Origin of the sequence: Acinetobacter sp. WCHA55, assembly GCF_002165305.2 — a bacterium.
GTDB lineage: Bacteria > Pseudomonadota > Gammaproteobacteria > Pseudomonadales > Moraxellaceae > Acinetobacter.
The window spans coordinates 1,307,688-1,327,704 of record NZ_CP032286.1; the positions used below are offsets into that span (position 1 = coordinate 1,307,688).

19 protein-coding genes are annotated in these 20,017 nt (G+C 41.5%); 13 read left to right on the top strand and 6 right to left on the bottom strand.

From position 1 onward, the window contains the following. Positions 1–332 precede the first annotated feature (332 nt). Positions 333–2,948, top strand: coding sequence for a M66 family metalloprotease (locus CDG62_RS09095; protein ID WP_087526866.1), 2,616 nt, complete (start codon positions 333–335; stop codon positions 2,946–2,948). A 240-nt stretch (positions 2,949–3,188) separates the two neighbouring features. Here the strand turns inward: CDG62_RS09095 and rpsT are convergent, their stop codons facing one another. Next, positions 3,189–3,455 (bottom strand): 30S ribosomal protein S20, encoded by a 267-nt coding sequence (rpsT, locus tag CDG62_RS09100; protein ID WP_004696602.1) that lies wholly within the window; start codon positions 3,453–3,455, stop codon positions 3,189–3,191. 213 nt (positions 3,456–3,668) lie between these two features. On the opposite strand from rpsT, the gene CDG62_RS09105 reads away from it, so the two are divergent. The 3 genes from CDG62_RS09105 to CDG62_RS09115 are packed head-to-tail and all read left to right on the top strand — an operon-like array spanning position 3,669 to position 5,684. After that, a complete protein-coding gene (locus tag CDG62_RS09105) occupies positions 3,669–4,334 on the top strand; it encodes a nucleoside-diphosphate sugar epimerase (protein WP_087526760.1) in 666 nt (221 codons plus the stop codon). A gap of 8 nt (positions 4,335–4,342) precedes the next feature. Beyond that, positions 4,343–4,855: a ribonuclease E activity regulator RraA gene (gene rraA, locus CDG62_RS09110; RefSeq protein WP_087526867.1), complete on the top strand. Its 513-nt coding sequence runs from the start codon at positions 4,343–4,345 to the stop codon at positions 4,853–4,855. A 49-nt stretch (positions 4,856–4,904) separates the two neighbouring features. Next, positions 4,905–5,684 (top strand): glutathione S-transferase N-terminal domain-containing protein, encoded by a 780-nt coding sequence (locus CDG62_RS09115; protein WP_087526761.1) that lies wholly within the window; start codon positions 4,905–4,907, stop codon positions 5,682–5,684. A 157-nt stretch (positions 5,685–5,841) separates the two neighbouring features. On the opposite strand, the gene CDG62_RS09120 is transcribed toward CDG62_RS09115, so the two are convergent. Together CDG62_RS09120 and CDG62_RS09125 are read right to left on the bottom strand one after the other, a co-directional pair. Continuing rightward, positions 5,842–6,753, bottom strand: a complete 912-nt coding sequence (locus tag CDG62_RS09120) for an alpha/beta fold hydrolase (protein WP_087526762.1) — start codon at positions 6,751–6,753, stop codon at positions 5,842–5,844. Between the two features lie 22 nt (positions 6,754–6,775). Further along, a complete protein-coding gene (locus CDG62_RS09125; RefSeq protein WP_087526763.1) occupies positions 6,776–7,315 on the bottom strand; it encodes a PadR family transcriptional regulator in 540 nt (179 codons plus the stop codon). 169 nt (positions 7,316–7,484) lie between these two features. On the opposite strand from CDG62_RS09125, the gene CDG62_RS09130 reads away from it, so the two are divergent. The 3 genes from CDG62_RS09130 (at position 7,485) to CDG62_RS09140 (ending at position 11,298) form a co-directional block, all read left to right on the top strand. Continuing rightward, positions 7,485–9,509, top strand: coding sequence for an NADPH-dependent 2,4-dienoyl-CoA reductase (locus CDG62_RS09130; RefSeq protein WP_087526764.1), 2,025 nt, complete (start codon positions 7,485–7,487; stop codon positions 9,507–9,509). A gap of 196 nt (positions 9,510–9,705) precedes the next feature. After that, on the top strand, positions 9,706–10,119 hold the full coding sequence (locus tag CDG62_RS09135; RefSeq protein WP_087526765.1) for a nuclear transport factor 2 family protein: 414 nt from the start codon (positions 9,706–9,708) through the stop codon (positions 10,117–10,119). A gap of 81 nt (positions 10,120–10,200) precedes the next feature. Continuing rightward, positions 10,201–11,298, top strand: a complete 1,098-nt coding sequence (locus CDG62_RS09140) for a YheT family hydrolase (protein ID WP_087526766.1) — start codon at positions 10,201–10,203, stop codon at positions 11,296–11,298. Between the two features lie 57 nt (positions 11,299–11,355). Here CDG62_RS09140 and CDG62_RS09145 read toward each other — a convergent pair whose 3' ends face one another. Further along, positions 11,356–12,525 carry an MFS transporter gene (locus CDG62_RS09145; protein WP_087526767.1) on the bottom strand — a complete coding sequence of 390 codons (1,170 nt, stop codon included), beginning with the start codon at positions 12,523–12,525 and terminating at the stop codon, positions 11,356–11,358. Positions 12,526–12,533: 8 nt separating this feature from the next. Beyond that, on the bottom strand, positions 12,534–13,340 hold the full coding sequence (gene dkgB / locus CDG62_RS09150; RefSeq protein WP_087526768.1) for a 2,5-didehydrogluconate reductase DkgB: 807 nt from the start codon (positions 13,338–13,340) through the stop codon (positions 12,534–12,536). Positions 13,341–13,450: 110 nt separating this feature from the next. Between dkgB and CDG62_RS09155 the strand changes: the two genes are divergently transcribed. Beyond that, positions 13,451–14,341 (top strand): LysR family transcriptional regulator, encoded by an 891-nt coding sequence (locus CDG62_RS09155; RefSeq protein WP_087526769.1) that lies wholly within the window; start codon positions 13,451–13,453, stop codon positions 14,339–14,341. Positions 14,342–14,399: 58 nt separating this feature from the next. Here CDG62_RS09155 and CDG62_RS09160 read toward each other — a convergent pair whose 3' ends face one another. Beyond that, on the bottom strand, positions 14,400–14,801 hold the full coding sequence (locus CDG62_RS09160; RefSeq protein WP_087526770.1) for an internalin: 402 nt from the start codon (positions 14,799–14,801) through the stop codon (positions 14,400–14,402). Positions 14,802–15,027: 226 nt separating this feature from the next. Between CDG62_RS09160 and CDG62_RS09165 the strand changes: the two genes are divergently transcribed. The 5 genes from CDG62_RS09165 to ispD are packed head-to-tail and all read left to right on the top strand — an operon-like array spanning position 15,028 to position 19,995. Then, positions 15,028–16,668, top strand: coding sequence for a CTP synthase (locus CDG62_RS09165; RefSeq protein ID WP_004696627.1), 1,641 nt, complete (start codon positions 15,028–15,030; stop codon positions 16,666–16,668). A 31-nt stretch (positions 16,669–16,699) separates the two neighbouring features. Next, positions 16,700–17,557 carry a 3-deoxy-8-phosphooctulonate synthase gene (kdsA, locus tag CDG62_RS09170; RefSeq protein WP_005401052.1) on the top strand — a complete coding sequence of 286 codons (858 nt, stop codon included), beginning with the start codon at positions 16,700–16,702 and terminating at the stop codon, positions 17,555–17,557. Between the two features lie 60 nt (positions 17,558–17,617). Next, a complete protein-coding gene (gene eno / locus CDG62_RS09175) occupies positions 17,618–18,907 on the top strand; it encodes a phosphopyruvate hydratase (RefSeq protein ID WP_087526771.1) in 1,290 nt (429 codons plus the stop codon). 7 nt (positions 18,908–18,914) lie between these two features. Next, entirely contained in the window at positions 18,915–19,316 is a 402-nt protein-coding gene (locus tag CDG62_RS09180) for a septum formation initiator family protein (protein ID WP_078388790.1), read from the top strand. Further along, positions 19,285–19,995 carry a 2-C-methyl-D-erythritol 4-phosphate cytidylyltransferase gene (gene ispD, locus CDG62_RS09185; protein ID WP_416232136.1) on the top strand — a complete coding sequence of 237 codons (711 nt, stop codon included), beginning with the start codon at positions 19,285–19,287 and terminating at the stop codon, positions 19,993–19,995. Before CDG62_RS09180 ends, ispD begins: the two co-directional genes overlap by 32 nt. Positions 19,996–20,017: the final 22 nt, after the last annotated feature.

The following is a 20,017-nucleotide window of genomic DNA, read 5'->3' on the forward strand; positions in this document are numbered from 1 at the left end:
AAATATATTTTTTATAAATTGACTGACAAATATTAGCACCGTATTGGTGCAAATTTAAATGTGTAACTCATCATTATTTTTCATAAGTTCAAGCCTCGTCACAGAACTATTATTTTTTCGGACATTTGTTTCAAGACCAGTAAAAAAATATGTCCTGAAGTGACAAATTATGTAAATTGAATATGTATAGAAAATAGTGTTAAATAGTTAAGTTTTTGATTTATATAAATTATTAATGGTTTTTAATTTTATTTGTGACGATTTTGGGGGAAGATGTGAAAAATGTGAATGAGTTCTTGTATTGCAAGCTAAGCCTTTGTGTTGTAACGCTGATGCTTGCTGCGTGTGGTGGAGGTGGTGGAGAAAGTGGAACCGAAAACTCTACAACGCCTGTAGTGAAAACCTATCCTGAACCTACACAGGATGTGGCTGATGTGAATACATTGGGATATTTTGATTACGATGCAAGTTCCAATACGCGTGTGATACGAAATGACTTAACTGGTAACTTCGAAGCGATGCTGCAATTTGGTCAGAGTCATGTGGTTGATCCAAATGGTAATGAAAGTAAAAAAATGCCGCGTCTGACGATGGAAAAAGAAGCGCTATTGTTAGTTACGCCAACTGATAGCATGGGGAAAATTGATGGTCTGAGTGCAGACATCTATATGAATAACCAATGGTTAAGAACTATTGAACTAGATGATCCAACTCACATTCCTCAGTCTGATCAAACCAATACCGATGACCGTCCGCGTGTGCAATATAGTCAGCGCGCGTGGAGTGCTCGATTCAATTGGGATGAAATACGCCCTGGTTTGCGTATTCAGTTTAAAGATTCTCTTGGACGTCAGGGGAAAATTGCGGAAGACAAAATTGATTTTGCTGCTCCGGGAGAGTTGGTCTTAAATAATATTCGTATCGGCATGTTAACTGCTCCTCCTGTTTCCAATGGTCACTATATGCTGAATGATCCTGTTCGGGCAGGTTCAGATTACTTTCAAACGATTCCAGCTGCTGAAATGACCGTTGCCAAATATGATGATATTCAGTTGGATCGCGTCATGATTGCGGACGGGACGATTTACGATACGGCAAGCGCCAGCCAAGGCGGAGTTTATGAGGGTGACATGCGTGAAAACGTGGGTAAGTCGACATTTAGCGTAGGCATTAATCTAGCAAACTGGGGCATTACCAGTGCTTCGATGGCAAGTCAAAATCAACCACAATTAACCCAAACCGTAGTTGCACACCATAGCCGTGGAAAATACGCCAATGGCGAAAGTAATCATGGCTTAAGTGGTGGTAACGGCATGCTGACGTTATATGACTCGGTTGGAAACGAGTTTAGTCATGAAATTGGACACCACTATGGACTGGGGCATTATCCTGGACAGGAGGGTGATAACCAGTTCTGGACTTCACATCATGCAGATAGTGGTTGGGGTTACATTCCGTATCGCAATATGATGCGGGGTAATTTGATTTGGAATAATAAGGATTTATGGGCTGCTTCTACAGGAATTGCAAATTTCTTAGCTTTATATCCACATAGCCGAGATGCCATGTCTGGTGGTTATGCATCAAGTTCAGTTTCACGTTATACCCACTATACGGGCTATAGCACTTATTTAAAAATTCAACCGCACTTTAACCGTTATGTGTGGGACAAAACTTCACCGACGGGCTATAAAAAATGGAATGAAGTCACACGGCAGATGGAAGTAGCTCAACCGACTATGCCAAATTCTGCTGCACCTGTTTGGTACCAACCAAAGCAAAACTATTTACGTCCACGTGTCTTTGGTGAACCTGTGGTGACCATTTTGGGTGGCTATGACCCTGTTGCGCAGGTTGGGCTACTCTATCCTGCGGCACGTTCAAACTGGGGTAATGTTTATGATTTACCCGCTGCGAATACTGCGTTAAATCAGGATGCATGTTGGTTAAATGTACAGTATCCAAATACAGCGACCAATATTGCACTGGCTCCAACCCGATTGGGTAGTAATGCCAATAAATTACATGTCAATTTAGCGCTTGCAGATCACCCTCAGAAAGTCGATTTATATTGTAAGCAGGCCAATGCTAGTGCCAAATTATTATCGACCACAGTGATTCCCCAATATGCTACGGCTATAACACCTGCCGTGAAAATTGGTAAAGCGCAGGGTTATAAAGCTTTGCGCGATCTAGAGCTGCCTGTACTTGAGCAAGAGTTACTGAATCAAGCGGCGAACAATATTATTGTTTTGTCACCAAATGGTTTAATGCTTTATCAGGCCTATAAGTCATATACCAATGAGATGAGTTTAGCTGCACAGCAGGTACTTGAGCGTTATGAAGAGCAAGAAACTAGATGGATGCGTTTAAATCGTTGGGTAAATGTTTATTATGACGATTTGGCCAAAGATGTACCTGCAGCGATTGATGCGCTCAATACTTTTATCAAGCAGCTAGGTTTACAACAAGATGATCCGCTTGCACAAAGTACTTTATTAAAAAACAACAAAAATTGTTTAAAAACGGAGTTAACTGTAAACCAAAAAATGGATGTCTATATTAGTGGTCCATCAGGTTGCGTTGGCGATGATACTGAGCAGTGGGTTTATGACAGTTTAGGGCGTATCCATAGTAAAGCGGCTATGGGGCAGTGTCTAACAGGTAATGGGGGAAGTGCGAAAGTCACCTTGACTGACTGTGTGGCAAATAATGCAGCACAAGTATGGTCAATGGATGCCATGACTTCTGCCATTAAGCAAGCTGGACAATGCTTAGATTTGAATACTGGTAATTTGGTGAATAATCGTCAAATTGCAATTCGATACAGTTGCTCTGGAAATAATAATCAAAGATGGACAATGCTGAACCAAAATACAAGCTTGATTTTAGCTGGGGCAACATCAAGAAATATTGGTATTTTAGTGAAAAGTCTAAAAACTCAATGATTGAATTAAACCACTGCTCATCTGGCAAATGATTAAACATAAAATGAAAGGAGCTCCCTAACGGGGGCTTTTTTTGTAAGTAGATGTTCTCGTAGGTGAGCGTGAAGTCTGCTGGATTCTATTTAGGTTTTAAGCTGCATTTTTAGGTAGCAGATGTATTGGAAAAGGTATAGGTGTTAGAAAGTTCAAAAAATAGATATAAAAAAAGCCCTTTAAAAAGGGCTTTTTTTAATGCATAAATTAGTTAGCTAGAGCTTTAACTTGTGCATTTAAACGGCTCTTATGACGAGCAGCTTTATTCTTATGGATGATGCCTTTATCAGCCATACGGTCAATTACTGGTACAGCAGTTTTGTATGCTTCAGAAGCAACTGCATAATCACCAGCAGCGATAGCAGCTACTGTACGTTTGATATAAGTACGAACCATAGAACGTAAGCTTGCGTTGTGTTTGCGTGCTTTAACGTTTTGACGAGCACGTTTTTTAGCTTGAGCAGAGTTTGCCACTCGTGCACTCCTTGAAATAGATTGGTCTGGGCGGGCTGAAATTCAAACTGAAAACCACATCAGAAGAACAATCACCAGCCCGTAAACAAGTGGCATATTTTGATTAATATACGCAGTGAAGTCAAGTCTTGACATGCTTTGACTATATTTAAGATACATAAAAATTCTAAAGAAAAGGTAAGATTAGCCATCTGCATGGGAGTTTGTATAAAAATGACACAAAATATAGAACAAGCCATTGTGATTGGAGCAACAGGTTTGGTGGGTTTAAACCTGATTCAACAATTACAACAACTGCCAAGTTGTAGCAAAATACTGGCTGTGGTCAGAAAGCATAATGTGCAGCTCGATCACTATGATAAAGTTCAGCAACTAGAGTTGGATGATTTTTTATTACTCAACCATGAGGATGTTCAGGGTTACAGTCATGCTTTTAGTTGTTTGGGTACGACTTTAAAGAAAGCTGGCTCAAAAGAGCGGTTTTATGCCATCGACTATGTGGTGAATGCACATTTTGCGGAATTGTTTGTTTTGACCAAAACGCATTATGTGTTGATCAGTGCCTTGGGTGCACAAGCCAATTCAAAAATTTTCTATAATCGCGTCAAAGGTGAGCTTGAGGAGACCATTCGCGGACTCAATCTATATAAGGTAAGTATTTTGCAACCATCCTTACTCATTGGACAGCGCAATGAAGCTCGTATGTTGGAAGATATATTCCAAACGACTTATACCAAAATATCGCGTTTTATACCAAAGCATTTTAAATATAAGCCAGTGACAGCAGAACAAGTGGCTCATACTATGGTCGAGGCTGCCCAAACGCAGACCGAGAAATTTGAAATATATGATAATTTATGCATACAAAAGACAAAATGAGGGGAAGTATAGTGACGACAGCATTTGTGACATGCGATTTATTGGATGATCATCCTGAACTAGATTTACAAGTGGTTAGCCCATCGATGGATGGTAAGTTTTTTAGGAGTTATGGTGCGCGTAAAACCTTTGGTGGTCAGGTGGTTACGGTGAAATGCTTTGAAGATAACTCGCGGGTGAAAGAGCTGTTAGCAACAGATGGTACGGGTAAAGTATTGGTTGTGGATGGAGGTGCTTCGATGCGCTGTGCCTTAATGGGAGACTTAATTGCAGAGTCAGCAGTTAGAAATCACTGGAATGGTGTAGTGATTTATGGTTGTGTCCGTGATGTAGATGCTATTGCTGAACTAGATTTAGGCGTGCATGCTTTAGCTGCTATTCCACAAAAAAGTAATCGTAAAGGTGTAGGAGAAGTTGATATCAGCCTGCATTTTGGGGGTGTCACCATTCAATCAGGTCATTATCTCTATGCGGATAATAATGGCATTGTCATTGCAAAAGAAAAACTGGTCGATGCATAAGCACCAACCAGACGCATAACAACATTAACAAAAGATATGGACGTGTAATATGGTGAAGCATCAAATTAAAGTGATTCAGGCTCTTTTTTCGGGGCTTGCGCAAGGTGGGCGTGGTGTAACAGGAACACCGCATCCTAAACAACCTGAGCAACCTTTAAAGCTCTATGAGTTTGAAGGCTCGCCATATTGTCGTCGTGTACGTGAAGTGCTGACTTTGTTGAACTTGGATTATGAAGTGTATCCATGCCCTAAGGGTGGAACCAAATATCGCCCTTTGGTGAAACAGCTGGGTGGGAAAACCCAATTTCCTTTTTTACTCGATGAAAATACAGACACCAAGCTGTACGAGTCTGAAGATATTATTCACTACTTGTTTGAACAATATGGTCGTAGTGGTAAAACACCGAAAAAGTATGCACATTATCCCAAAACGCCTTATGTTGCTTATGTTGGTACATTGGTGAATGGTGCGAGTGGGGTCTGGATCAACAAGAACATTAAAGATCGTGCAGCGCCAGCACAGCTGTTACAACTTTGGGGATTTGAAGCCAGTCCTTATACTCGGATCGTCCGTGGTTTGCTGACCGAGTTGGAGCTACCTTTTAAGTTTCATAATGTGCCTAAAGAGCGTTGGCAAGATCAAGGCCCAGCAGTACTGCGTTTGAAGCCTGGCAAATATGTGCCTTTGGCAGGTGGAAAGCGTGAGCAAGTCATGCAGGTGATGGGGCGTGATATTCAAGTGCCATATTTGGTTGATCCGAATACCGAAACAGCTTTGTTTGAGTCGGCAGATATTGTTGCTTATCTCAAGCAGACCTATGCAGCATAAGAAAAAGGCATCTCTTAGAGATGCCTTTTTTAATTCCTAAGTATTGATGTTTTATCGGGGTAATCTGATTTTTTGTCATTACAATGGAATGATTAAGTGTATTTATCTTCAGTTGTTATAAAAATATTCATTATTTGGTGGATAGTACGACACACATTTAAACATTCGTAGCGTTGAGGAAACGTGTAATTTCTTGGGAGAATTTGCGCGGTTCACTTAATAAAGGCGTATGCCCAGATTTTTTAAAGATCACCGTTTTGGCATGCAGCACACTTGAGGCAATCAGCTTTTGTCCTTGAGCTGGATAAAGTTTTGAGTCTTCACCAATAAAAAATGTAGTCGGTCGGTCAATCTGACTGAGTGCACTGCGATAGTCTTCTTGATGGTCAAGATAATTTTGAATGTACCAAGCCATATAGTCTAAACGCTGGATGGGGAGCATAAACTTCTGTAAGCGTGGTTGTTGAAAAGCTTTTTGAAATAAAACTGTGCTTCGAGATGGTGTGGCTTGTAGTTGAATAAAAGCCAACCATTGCTTGACTAGTTCGGTGCGTATAGGTGCTGTTAAGTCTGAAACCAAACGATACTGCGTATTTTGTGCCAATAGGTCTGCAATGTTTTGTAAGATGGCTTTGAAAGTAGCATGCTTTTCAGCAAATAAACCATGTGGCCAGTCTGCATCGACGCTAATCTTGGGGGTTTGGTCGATGTGTAAATAGCTGCGGATATGGTTTTGAAAGCGACCATACTGCATGCCATGCATGGCTGTCGTAGCACCCATAGAATAGGCAATCACATGGAATGCTGTATCAGCATATTGTTTTAGAAAGCAGTTTAAATCTTGCCAGTGGCTGGAAATCGCATCCAGTGTGGGAATTCTACACTGTGCTGAACCACCAAAACCCCGCCAGTCAGGAATATAAAAACGGTACTTTTTGCGATGTTGATATAAAAAAGGTAGCCATTGCCAACTTTGCATCCCTAAGCCAGATAAAACCAGTACGGGTGTGCCTTGTCCAAATTCTCGAACATAGAGTTTTTCGCCATCTGGCATGAGGTAGTGTGGCATGGTCAATCCTTTGCGAGGTTTATTATTTTTCGAAGTTTTTAAGTGCTGGAATTATGGTCTCTAGCCACTCAATCCAACCACTTTCTAAATTAATTCCAAGTTGTAAAATCATTTTATGAATATATAAGGTACGATCATTTTCTTCAGCATGACCAAAGTCTTTGGCAAAAATACTTTGGTAAATTTGTAATTTTTCTTTGTGTAGGGTCAGATGGCGTTCAAGTTCGGGCAAAACTGTATTGCCACCAAGCTGAGCCTCAACACGCAGTCTCACCATCAGTTCTTCGCGTAGCTGGGCAGGTGGGCTTTGTTTGACCAACCAGTCCGCAAGTTCTGTACGTCCAAGCAGTTCCGCTTGATAGGTTTTTTTACGCGAGGTTGCACCATCATCTTCTATTGTTGAAATCCAGCCTTTGCTCTGCATAGCGCTGAGTTCTCTATATATCTGTTGATGTGTAGCATTCCAAAAGAAGCCCATTGAACGGTCAAAACGACGCGCTAACTCAATACCTGTGCTTGGTTTTTCAATCAAACTGGTCAATAAAACATGAGCTAATGACATTTCGGTAATATTTCGCAAATAAAATGGACGTAGAGTCATTATGCAACATGTTGCATAAAAAACAAATCTCGATTATAAAGATAAATATTATGCAACTTGTTGCATTAAATAATTTGATCTAACCTTGTATTTAAAATACCAGCCAGCGAAAGCACGCCAAGGAGTACACATGTCTAATTATCCGCATTTACTTGCGCCTTTAGATTTAGGCTTTACCACATTAAAAAACCGCGTATTAATGGGATCTATGCACGTTGGACTTGAAGAAGTTGAAGGTGGTTATGATCGCATGGCGGCATTTTATGCAGAGCGTGCCGCTGGCGGTGTAGGGTTAATTGTAACAGGGGGGATTTCACCCAATGATCATGGTGTGACTTTTCACGGTGGTTCTAAGTTAGATACTTTAGAAGAAGCGGAAAAGCATAAAGTCATCACACAAGCCGTACATGATGCGGGTGGCAAAATTGCATTACAGATTTTGCATACTGGGCGTTATTCGTATCAGGCTGAAAACGTTGCACCTTCTGCAATTCAAGCGCCGATCAACCCTGTAAAACCCCATGCTCTTACTTCTGCTGAAGTGAATCAGACTATTGCGGACTTTGTGAATTGTGCAAAATTGTCACAAGTTGCTGGCTATGATGGTGTTGAAATCATGGGTTCAGAAGGTTACTTAATCAATGAGTTCATCGCAGCACGTACCAACCATCGTGATGATGAATGGGGCGGAAGCTATGAAAACCGTATTCGTTTCCCGATTGAAATCGTAAAACGCACTCGTGCAGAAGTGGGTGAAAACTTTATTATTATTTATCGTCTTTCAATGTTGGATTTGGTTGAAGGTGGTTCGACTTTAGAAGAAGTGATTCAGCTTGCCAAAGAAATTGAAAAGGCGGGTGCAACCATTATCAATACAGGTATTGGTTGGCATGAAGCACGTATTCCAACGATTGCAACCAAAGTGCCACGTGCGGCATTTACATGGGTGACCAAGAAGCTAAAAGGTTCAGTTCAGATTCCTTTGGTGACGTCTAACCGTATTAATACACCAGAAATGGCTGAACATGTTTTGGCTCAGGGTGATGCGGATATGGTGTCTATGGCACGCCCAATGCTTGCAGATGCTGAGTTTGTACTCAAAGCAGAACAAGGTCGTAGCGATGAAATCAATACCTGTATTGGTTGTAACCAAGCTTGTTTGGATCAAATTTTCTCTATGCAAATTGCGACCTGTTTAGTTAACCCGCGTGCATGTTATGAAACTGAACTGATTTTTAAAGAAAGTGCGCAAAAGAAAAATATTGCGGTGATTGGTGCTGGGCCTGCAGGTTTGAGTTTTGCGACTTATGCCGCTGAGCGTGGACATCAGGTGACTGTTTTTGATGCAGCAAGTCAGATTGGTGGGCAGTTTAATATTGCGAAGACTATTCCTGGTAAAGAAGAGTTTTACGAAACACTGCGTTATTTCAAACGTAAAATTGAATTACAACCGAATATCAAGTTGGTGCTGAATCATACTGCAACTTATGAGGAACTGAGCGCTGAGAACTATGATGACATCGTGGTTGCAACAGGCGTTACTCCACGTGAGCTGACTATTGAAGGGATTGATCACCCGAAAGTGTTGAGCTATATCGAAGTTCTACGTGAGCGTAAGCCTGTCGGTAAAAAAGTCGCGATTATTGGTGCGGGCGGTATTGGTTTCGATACAGCAGAATACTTAAGCCATGAAGGTGAAAGTGGTAGTTTAAACCCACAAAAATTCTATGATGAGTGGGGCATTGATATCAGCTATGCACATGTTGGCGGCTTAAAACAGCCAGTTTTGGAGCAGTCAGATCGTGAAATTTACCTTCTACAGCGTAAAGCGAAGGCAGTCGGTGCAAACTTAGGTAAAACCACGGGGTGGATTCACCGCACAGGGCTAAAACATCGCGATGTAAAAATGATTGCAGGTGCAAGCTACGATAAAATTGATGATCAAGGTCTGCACATTACAGTAAATGATCAGACAACGGTTTTAGAGGTAGATCACGTGATTATTTGTGCAGGACAGGAGTCTTATACAGCAATGTACGATCAGTTAAAAGCCGATGGTAAAAATGTGCATTTGATTGGTGGTGCGAAAGAAGCAGGTGAGTTAGATGCGAAGCGTGCGATTCGTCAAGGTGCTGAACTGGCTGCGACCATTTAATCAGTAACAATAATTTATCAACTTAAAATTTGTAATAAATCTCCCTCTCCTATACGGAGAGGGTTTGGGAGAGAAATTTTCTAAAATATTATCTTTTCCCTCGTGTTGCCTTTTCCTTGAAGCGTAAGTGATGCAAGAGAAGGTGCCTTTAATTGCAATTAGATTTGAGTAAATTCACTTTCATAAGGACATAAGAATGAGTTTAGCAACAACCAAACAAGCGCTAGTACGTTGGCATGAAATGGTCACGACTCGTGATATGAGCATCTTAAATGAACTTTTAGCAGAAGATGTGGTGTTCCGTTCACCTGTGGCGTTTAATCCTTATCCGGGTAAGCAAGTGGTTTTTTTTATTTTAAGTAATGTGATTCAGGTTTTTGAAAACTTTACTTACCACCGTGAATTTTTTACAGAAGATGGTTTAAGTGTCGTCCTTGAGTTTTCTGCCAATGTCGGCGAAAAAAAACTCAAAGGGATTGACATGATTCGTTTTAATGAGCAAGGTCAAATTGTAGATTTTGAAGTGATGATCCGTCCTAAATCTGGGCTAGAGGCCTTAGCTGTACAAATGGGACAGCGAATGGCAGCTTTTGCACCTCAAGCTGGATGATAGACGTGTGACTTGTTATTTATAGTTAGGCACGAAAATTGATGCATCACCAAGAAAGATAGGAAAAAAGAAGGTACTGATATGAATGCTGTATTCAGTTTGCTAAACCAATTAAGCCAAACGGCGTGGGATCGAGTAACTGGTGCGGAACACCCGAAACTTTTTCTTAATCCACAAGGTGAAATTCAAGAGACGATAGGTGCACTACCACAGCTTCAACAAAAGTACCGACCGACGCCGTGGTTATCCAACACGCATGCCCATCTTTTGTATTTTGATGTGATTCGGAAACGTCAAATTCAATTAGAGTATGATCATTTTGATCAATTAGAGATGCAAGACGGTGGGGTCACAGGCATCATGTGGTTCGGTTATGACTTACCTGAAGCGACGCCAACGGTTGTGGTCATGCATACGATTACAGGTTCGCCTGAAAGTATGCGTGAGGTGGTACGTGACTTAAATCGCTATACAGGTTGGCGCATTGCACTCTGTTTACGCCGTGGTCATGCTGACCTACCTATGCCTGTACCGAAAATGAATCTTTTCGGTTCAACTGATGATTTACGTGAACAAATTGCCTTTATTCAAAGCACATTTCCAGCTTCAACTCTTTTTGCCGTAGGTTCTTCTGCGGGCACGGGGCTGTTAGTGCGTTATTTGGGAGAAGAGGGTAATCAAACCCCTTTTAAAGCGGCCTTTGCATTGTGTCCGGGTTATAACACGGAGTTGGGTTTTGTAAATGTGCATCCCTTTTACAGTAAGGTCATGACTAAAAAGTTATTTAAGAAATTTATTTTTCCTTACCAGCAAACATGGCAACAAACAGCTTCTGTATCTCAAGTCTTAATGACCAAAACCTTGGCCGAATTTGAGTCGAGTTATTATGAAATGGCGGGTTATGTAGACTATGACAGTTATAACCAAGCCACAAACCCAATCTATGTATTTGAAAATGTTGCCATTCCATTGCTGATTTTAAATGCAGAGGATGATCCTGTCTGTCACATTAAGAACTTTGAACCGTATAAAGATATGATTCAAAAAATGCCGAATATTGCTGTAGTGACGACGAAAAAGGGCAGTCATTGTGGTTTCTATGAAGGGGCGCTCAATACCGAGTCTTGGGCAACCAAGTTGATTGCGGACTTTTTGAAACTGGAACAACAAAAACACTAAATATAAAAAGACCTACAGCAGTGTAGGTCTTTTTGATTGGTTCAGCAGTGTACTGGCTTAAAGGGCTTCACAGGTTTTCTTGCTGAGACCGAACCTCATCTGTAGCAAAACCAAGATCAAGGCCATAAAGCTGAGCGCGGCACCTGTATATGAAACTGCTGCATAGCTGAGTTGCAGACTCAGTACCGTTGCACCTGCAAAGGCACCTAAGGCATTACCTAAGTTAAACGCACCAATGTTGACTGAAGAGGCGAGTCCAGGCGCATCTTCTGCGACCGACATGACGCGCATTTGCAGTGGCGGTACAACCGCAAATGCCGCCGCACCCCAAATCACCAAGCCAATCGCTGCACCAGTAGTTGTTTGCGCTAGTACGGGGAAAATAAGCATCATCAGCATTAACAGGACAAGGAAGCCTATCAGGGTTTTCTCTAAGGATAGATCGGCAAACTTTCCGCCAAAATGGTTGCCAATGGAGAAGCCAATCCCGATTAAAACCAACATCAATGTGATGGTTTGTGGTGATGCATGCATAAATACGTGTAGGCTCGGAGCAATGTAGGTATACAACGCAAACATGGCGCCCGCGCTCATGACCGTGGTTAGTAAGGCAAGGACGACAGGGGCACGTGTTAAAACACGCAATTCTTTTGCCACATTCGGTTTAACCACATCGTGATCTTGTGGAAGCGCTTTCCATAGTGCCAACATGGTCATGATGCCTAAGATTGAAATTGCAGCAAAAGCCACGCGCCAACTGGTATTTTGACTGAGCCACGTTGCAAGTGGGACACCGCCAATATTGGCAATGGTGAGGCCCATAAACATCATAGCGACCGCACTGGCTTGTTTGTCTTTAGGCACTACACTTGAGGCTACGACTGAACCTAAACCGAAGAATGCGCCATGGTTTAAACTGGTCATTAAACGTGCTCCCATCAGGCTTATATAATCAGGCGCAACGGTTGCCAACACATTTCCGATCGTAAAAATTGCCATCAATAGGATTAAAGCTGTTTTCTTAGGAAAGCGTGCCAGCCATAAGGTCATGAGCGGAGCCCCAATCATGACGCCTACTGCATAGGCACTAATCAGCAGTCCAGCTTGTGGAATTGACACGGACAAATCATTGGCAATTTCAGGCAAAAAGCCCATGGGTGAAAACTCGGTGGTTCCAATGGCAAAAGCACCCACTGCAAGCGCCAAAAGTGGAAAATTAATTTTCATAGCGATGCTCAATCCCAAATGGGAGCTAATCCTTCAGGATTCACTTCACGTTGATTTCGGTCTAATTGCGTAATTGCCATCATTTCTTCAGTCGAGAGTTGAATCTCTTGTGCCTTTAAGTTGGATATCAAGTGTTCGCGTTTGGTTGAAGAGGGTATGACTGCAAAACCACGTTGTAATGCCCAAGCTAAGCTAATTTGTGCAGTGGATACCTGATGTTGCTGCGCGATCCGCATTAGAATTGGATCATGCAAAACCTTACCGTAAGCGAGTGTCATATATGAAGTGACATCAATGTTTTGAGCTTGGAGGAAATCAACCAACTTATGGTTTTGTAGATAGGGGCTGAGCTCAATTTGGTTGGTTGCGATATTTTCTAACCCAATACTCTCTATTGCCTGTTGAGTCAGCTCAATATTGAAGTTAGAAATACCAATGTGTTCGGTCAAACCTTGTTGTTTTGCTTCCAATAAATTCTGCATGAGTTCTGTAATGTTCACACCTGTGCTTGGGGCAGGCCAGTGGATCAAGGTTAGATTTACTGCATCGGTTTTTAATTTGTTCAAACTTTCTTTTAAACTTGGAATCAATTTTTCGGCTGAATAATTTTCCGTCCAAATTTTTGTGGTGAGAAAAAGATCTTGACGATTGATACCACTCAGCTCAAGGGCTTGACCAACTTCGGCTTCATTACCATAGATTTGAGCAGTATCGACTGCGCGATAACCGACTTCTAACGCAGTTTTCACAGACTGAATGACAGTATCACCTGTTAAACGGAAAGTGCCTAAGCCGAATTGAGGAACGATATTCATTTTTTACTCGATAACTTGTTTCATGGAATGAGGCTATTTTGTAGAAAAAGGGCTTGCTTAAAAACTGGGTAATTTGCAAAATATTATTGACTAATAATCAATAATTAAACATGAAATCAACCATAGAAGAATTAACGGCTTTTGTGAGCATTGTTGATAGTGGCTCTATCGTCAAAGCTGCGCAGCAGTTAGATCAAACTACATCGGGTGTCAGCCGTGCATTGCAACGTTTAGAGTCTAAGTTGAATGTGACTTTGCTGGAGCGAACGACACGGAAGCTCAAGCTGACTTATGAAGGGCAGCAGTTCCTGCTAAAGGCGCGTAAGATTTTACTTGATCTGACCGAAGCTGAAGAGAGTCTGCAAAATACTGATGCGGAGGCGTCTGGTTTGATTCGGATTGATTCAGCAACGCCCTTTGTATTGCATGTGATTGTGCCTCTGATTGAAGAGTTTATGCAGTGCTATCCAAAAATTGATATAGAAATTACCAATCACGATCAGGTCATAGATTTACTTGAACATAAAACCGATGTTGCGATTCGGTTTGGTGAGTTGGCGGATTCAAGCTTACATGCCAAGCTGCTTTGTAAAAGTCGTTTATATATAGTGGCAAGCCCTACTTATGTGCAAAAACATGGTCTACCTAAAAATCCAGCAGAATTAAGCTCACACACTTTGCTTGGTTTTAGCCAACCTGCACATTTAAATACGTGGCCTATTCAGTTGGAGGATGAACCTTTAACTATTCAGGCCAAAATTAAATGCTCAAATGGAGAAACGGTTCGCCAGTTGGCATTGCAAGGGGCAGGGATTGCATGTTTGTCACGTTTTATGGTTGAACAAGATATTCAACATGGGCGGTTTATTGCTTTGCTGGAAGATCAGATTCAGATTAAAGAGCAGAAAATACATGCGGTCTACTATCAACAGAACTATGTGCCAAAACGTATTCGCTTGTTTATCGACTTTCTTGCAGAAAAATTAAAAGCTTATTTATAAGCTGACAATAAAAAAACCCGATATTAATCGGGTTTTTTAATCGTCTAAACAGCGATGATTAGTTTTCTAAAGCTGGTGTCGCTGCTGCAATTGCTGCTGCAACCGCATCATCTTCAGTTTGCGTATTTGGGTTTGTATTGCTTGGACGTGCTTGCGTTGGTTTTTCTTCTGCTTTAGGTGCTTCTGCTTTAGGTGCAGGCTCTGCTGCTGGAGCAGGTGCTGGTGTTTCACGACGGATTTCGGTGGTGGTATTCGGTGTTTCTTCGCGAATCACTTCAACTTGCGCTGGAATTTCAGGCTCAGACGCTGCTAAAGGTTGAAGTTCAACAGTTTGTTGTTGCTCTGTAGTGACGACTTCAACTTGTTCTTGTTCATCTTCTTTAGGCGCTTCTTTCTTGACACATGCTGTTAATAGTAAGCCTGCTGCAATGGCACCACAAATTAAAAGTTTTTTATTCATAATTACATAAAATCGAGTGTTTGAAGGATCGCGCCATTATAACAGCAAAATGCAAGATGAAAATCCTATGAACTTAGCTTAATTTTATCTGCCAAATGCTGATAGAATATCCAATTGTTTATTGTTCTATGAATTGATGCGGATTGACTTTGCTTTATTGGTACAAGGTAAAGTAAAATTGCGCAACATTGCAGGCCGAATTAGGCTCGATTGTACGAGAAACCCAATGACCCATTTTATTTTCGTGACTGGTGGTGTAGTTTCATCACTAGGTAAAGGTATTTCAGCTGCTTCAGTTGCTGCGCTTTTAGAAGCCCGTGGATTAAAAGTAACCATGGTAAAAATGGATCCATACATTAATGTCGATCCAGGGACTATGAGCCCGTTCCAACATGGTGAAGTTTTTGTCACAGAGGATGGTGCAGAAACCGATTTAGACTTGGGTTATTACGAACGTTTCTTGCGTCGTGCGAAAATGACCAAGTTAAATAACTTTACTTCTGGTCGCGTATACCAAGACGTTTTAAATAAAGAACGCCGTGGTGACTACCTTGGTGGAACTGTTCAAGTTATTCCACATATTACAGACAACATCAAAGAACGTGTACTTCGCGCAGGCGAAGGTTATGACGTTGCAATTGTTGAAATTGGCGGTACAGTAGGTGACATCGAATCTCTCCCATTCATGGAATCTGTACGTCAACTTATGGTTGAACTAGGTCATAAGCGCACTATGCTTATGCACTTAACTTTGCTTCCATATATCAAATCTGCGGCAGAGTTGAAAACTAAACCAACTCAGCACTCAGTAAAAGAATTGTTATCGATTGGTATTCAGCCTGACATTTTAATTTGTCGTACTGAATATGATGTTGATGCAGACACGACCCGTAAAATTGCCTTGTTCACAAACGTTGAAGCGCGTGCAGTTGTGGTGTGTAAAGATGCGCGCAGCATTTACCAAATTCCGCGTACATTCTATGAACAAAATGTTGACGACTTGATCTGTGAACGTTTTGGTTTCAATGACTTGCCTGAAGCTGATTTAACCGATTGGGACAATGTTGTAGAAGCACTACTAAACCCTGAATACACGGTTCGTGTTGCAATGGTAGGTAAATATGTTGAACTTCCAGATGCGTATAAGTCTGTGAATGAAGCGCTTTTACATGCGGGTATTCAGAATCGCGTTAAAGTTCAAATTGACTATGTCAATGCTGAAGAGCTTGAAAGCCAAGATGTCAATGAAGTATTGAAAGATATGGATGCAATCTTAGTGCCGGGCGGTTTTGGTGAACGTGGTACTGAAGGGAAAATGCAAGCGATTAAATTCGCACGTGAAAACGGTGTTCCATTCTTGGGTATCTGTTTAGGTATGCAGTTGGCTGTGATCGAATATGCACGTAATGTTGTGGGTATTAGTGATGCGAGTTCGACTGAATTCAATCGTTCGACTAAGTCTCCATTGATTGGTCTAATCACTGAGTGGTTAGATGAGCGTGGCGAAGTTCAACAGCGTAATGTTGACTCTGATCTTGGCGGTACGATGCGTTTGGGTGCTCAAAAATCAGAATTGGTTGAAGGCACTAAAACACGTGAAGTGTATGGTTCAGCAGATATTATTGAACGTCACCGTCACCGCTATGAGATGAATAACCGTTTTATTCCAGCGCTTGAAGAAGCTGGCATGAAAATTTCGGGCTATTCACCTGTACAGCACTTAGTAGAAACAGTTGAAATTCCTCAACATCCTTGGTTTATTGCTGTACAATTCCATCCGGAATTTACAAGTTCACCACGTGATGGACACCCATTATTTGCTAGTTTTATTGATGCTGCAAAAGCACAGTATAAAAAAGCGAAGTAATCTGGGTTAAGTAATAAACTAGGAAGTTTAAATGTCACAATTAAAACCACAAGAAATTGTACGTTTAGGCGATATACAAATGGCAAACCACTTGCCATTTGTACTATTCGGCGGCATGAACGTACTTGAGTCTAAAGACTTGGCTTTTGAAATTGCAGAGACCTATGTCGATATCTGCAAGCGTTTGGAGATTCCTTATGTATTTAAAGCCAGTTTTGATAAGGCTAACCGTTCAAGCTTGAACTCGTTTCGAGGGCCAGGCCTAGAAAAAGGGATTGAGTGGTTAGCTGACATTAAAAAACATTTCAATGTACCCATCATTACTGATGTACATGAACCTTACCAAGCTGCACCTGTAGCGGAGGTTGCGGATATTATCCAACTTCCTGCTTTCTTAAGTCGTCAGACTGATTTGGTTGAGGCGATGGCAAAAACCGATGCCATCATTAACATCAAAAAAGCACAATTCCTTGCACCTCATGAAATGCGCCATATTTTGCATAAGTGTTTAGAGGCAGGGAATGACAAGCTCATTATTTGTGAACGTGGTTCGGCATTTGGTTACAATAATTTGGTTGTAGACATGTTGGGCTTTGACATCATGAAAGAAATGAATGTCCCTGTGTTCTTTGATGTGACCCATGCGCTTCAAACTCCGGGTGGTCGTGCTGATTCTGCGGGCGGTCGTCGTGCGCAAATTACGACACTTGCTCGCGCGGGAATGGCAACAGGTCTGGCAGGTTTATTCTTGGAAGCGCATCCTGACCCAGAAAAAGCCAAGTGTGATGGACCATGCGCATTGCGTATGTCTCAGCTTGAGCCTTTCTTGGCGCAGCTAAAAGAATTGGATACCTTGGTTAAAGGTTTCAAAAAGCTAGATACACACTAAATTATAAACTCATTGATGCCATCTAAAGCATCTCGTTATTAATCAACTGAGGAATTGTTCATGAGCCAAATCGTTGACATCCGTGCACGTGAAATTTTGGACTCTCGTGGTAACCCAACCATCGAAGCAGACGTAATCTTAGCATCTGGCGTAGTTGGCCGTGCATGTGCACCATCTGGTGCTTCAACTGGTTCTCGTGAAGCTTTAGAACTTCGTGATGGCGACAAAGCACGCTATTTGGGTAAAGGTGTTAAAAATGCGGTTAACAACGTAAACACTTTAATCCGTGATGCTTTGGTGGGTAAATCAGTATTCGAGCAAAAAGACATCGATAACACGATGATCGAACTTGATGGTACTGAAAACAAAGAAAAACTAGGTGCTAACGCAACGCTAGCTGTTTCTTTGGCTGCTGCACGTGCTGCAGCTGATGAAAAGAAAATTCCTCTTTTCCAATACATTGCAGACTTACGCGGTCAAACCATTTTGACTATGCCTGTACCAATGATGAACATCATCAATGGTGGTTCACATGCAGACAACAACGTTGATATTCAAGAATTCATGATTGAGCCTGTGGGTTTCACTTCATTCTCTGAAGCATTGCGTGCGGGTGCTGAAATCTTCCATTCTCTAAAATCAGTTTTAAACAAAAAAGGTTTAAATACTGCTGTAGGTGATGAGGGTGGTTTTGCACCAAACTTACGTTCAAACGAAGAAGCAATCACGGTAATTCTTGAAGCAATTGGTCAAACTGGTTACAAAGCTGGTTCTGATATTATGCTTGCGCTTGACTGTGCATCTTCAGAATTCTACAAAAATGGTCAGTACATCCTTGCTGGTGAAGGTAATAAAGCATTCACAAGCAATCAGTTCTCTGATTATTTAGCCGGCCTTGTAAACCAATATCCAATTATCTCAATTGAAGATGGTTTAGACGAGTCAGATTGGGAAGGTTGGTCTTACTTAACGTCTATCCTTGGCGATAAAATCCAGTTGGTAGGTGATGACTTATTCGTTACTAACCCGAAAATCCTTCAACGTGGTATTAATGAGAAAGTAGGTAACTCTATCTTAATCAAGTACAACCAAATTGGTACATTGACTGAAACTCTAGATGCAATCTATCTTGCGAAAGAAAATGGTTACTCTACAGTGATTTCACACCGTTCAGGTGAAACTGAAGATTCTACGATTGCGGATCTTGCAGTAGGTACTGCTGCTGGTCAGATTAAGACTGGTTCGCTGTGCCGTTCTGATCGTGTGGCGAAATACAACCAATTGCTTCGTATCGAAGAATTGACAAATGCTGCTTACCGCGGTAAAGCTGAGTTTAAAGGTTTAAACTAAGCGACTGATGTCAATGTTCAATGTATTCGACTCGTTGATGAGTAAAGTACTACTAGGCCTTGCGATCATTTTGATCGCAGGGTTTCAGTATTTATACTGGTTTGGTGAGGGTGGTTATCAAGACCATTTGCAACTCACACAAAAAATCCAACAACAAACTGAAATTAATAATGACTTAAAAGAACGTAATCGTGTCTTGGCGGCTGAAGTGTATGATTTGAAAAATGGAATTGAAGCCATTGAGGAGCATGCGCGCTTGGACTTGGGTTTAATCAAACCCCGAGAAACGTTTATTCAAATGAGTACCATCAGTACTCAATATAAGCCTGTTTATATTAATCCTAACGCCCAAATTGATTTGCGAACCAATGAAGACGATGAGCCTGAAACCCCTCCAGCCACCCCATAAATTGTGGGCTATTATTCCTGCTGCAGGCTCGGGTAGTCGCTTTTCTAAAACTGAACTAAAACAATATCAAATGATTGGACAAAAGACCGTACTTGAACATACGGTTTTACGGCTTAACCAATTGCCTTTACAGGGCTATGTTTTGGCGATTGGTTCAGATGATGATGTCGCTCAAAGTTTGCCTTTTACCAATATGGAAAGAGCACATTTTTGTGAAGGTGGTACTGAGCGTGTGGACTCAGTGCTTAATGCGCTCAATTATCTTTCCTCAATTGCTGATGCTGACGACTGGGTCTTTGTGCACGATGCTGCACGTCCATGTGTTACGCAGGATTGTTTACTGAAACTGATTGATACTGCTATTCAGTCCAATACAGGGGCAATTTTAGCTATTCCTGTTAGAGATACTTTAAAGCGTGTGATTTCAGCACAAGATATTCAAGAAACCGTTGACCGTTCACAGCTTTGGCAGGCACAAACCCCACAGATTGCTAAACTAGGGATACTAAAAAAAGCAATTGAACATGCGCTGGAGGCACAAGCTTTAATTACTGATGAAGCCAGTGCTTTAGAGTTTGTTGGTGAAAAGGTTCAAGTCGTACAAGGACGCTCCGATAATATTAAAATTACCTATCCAGATGACCTTGAGCTTGCTCGCCTGATTTTGGCGGCACAATAAAAATAATTTGAATTTATTGGGC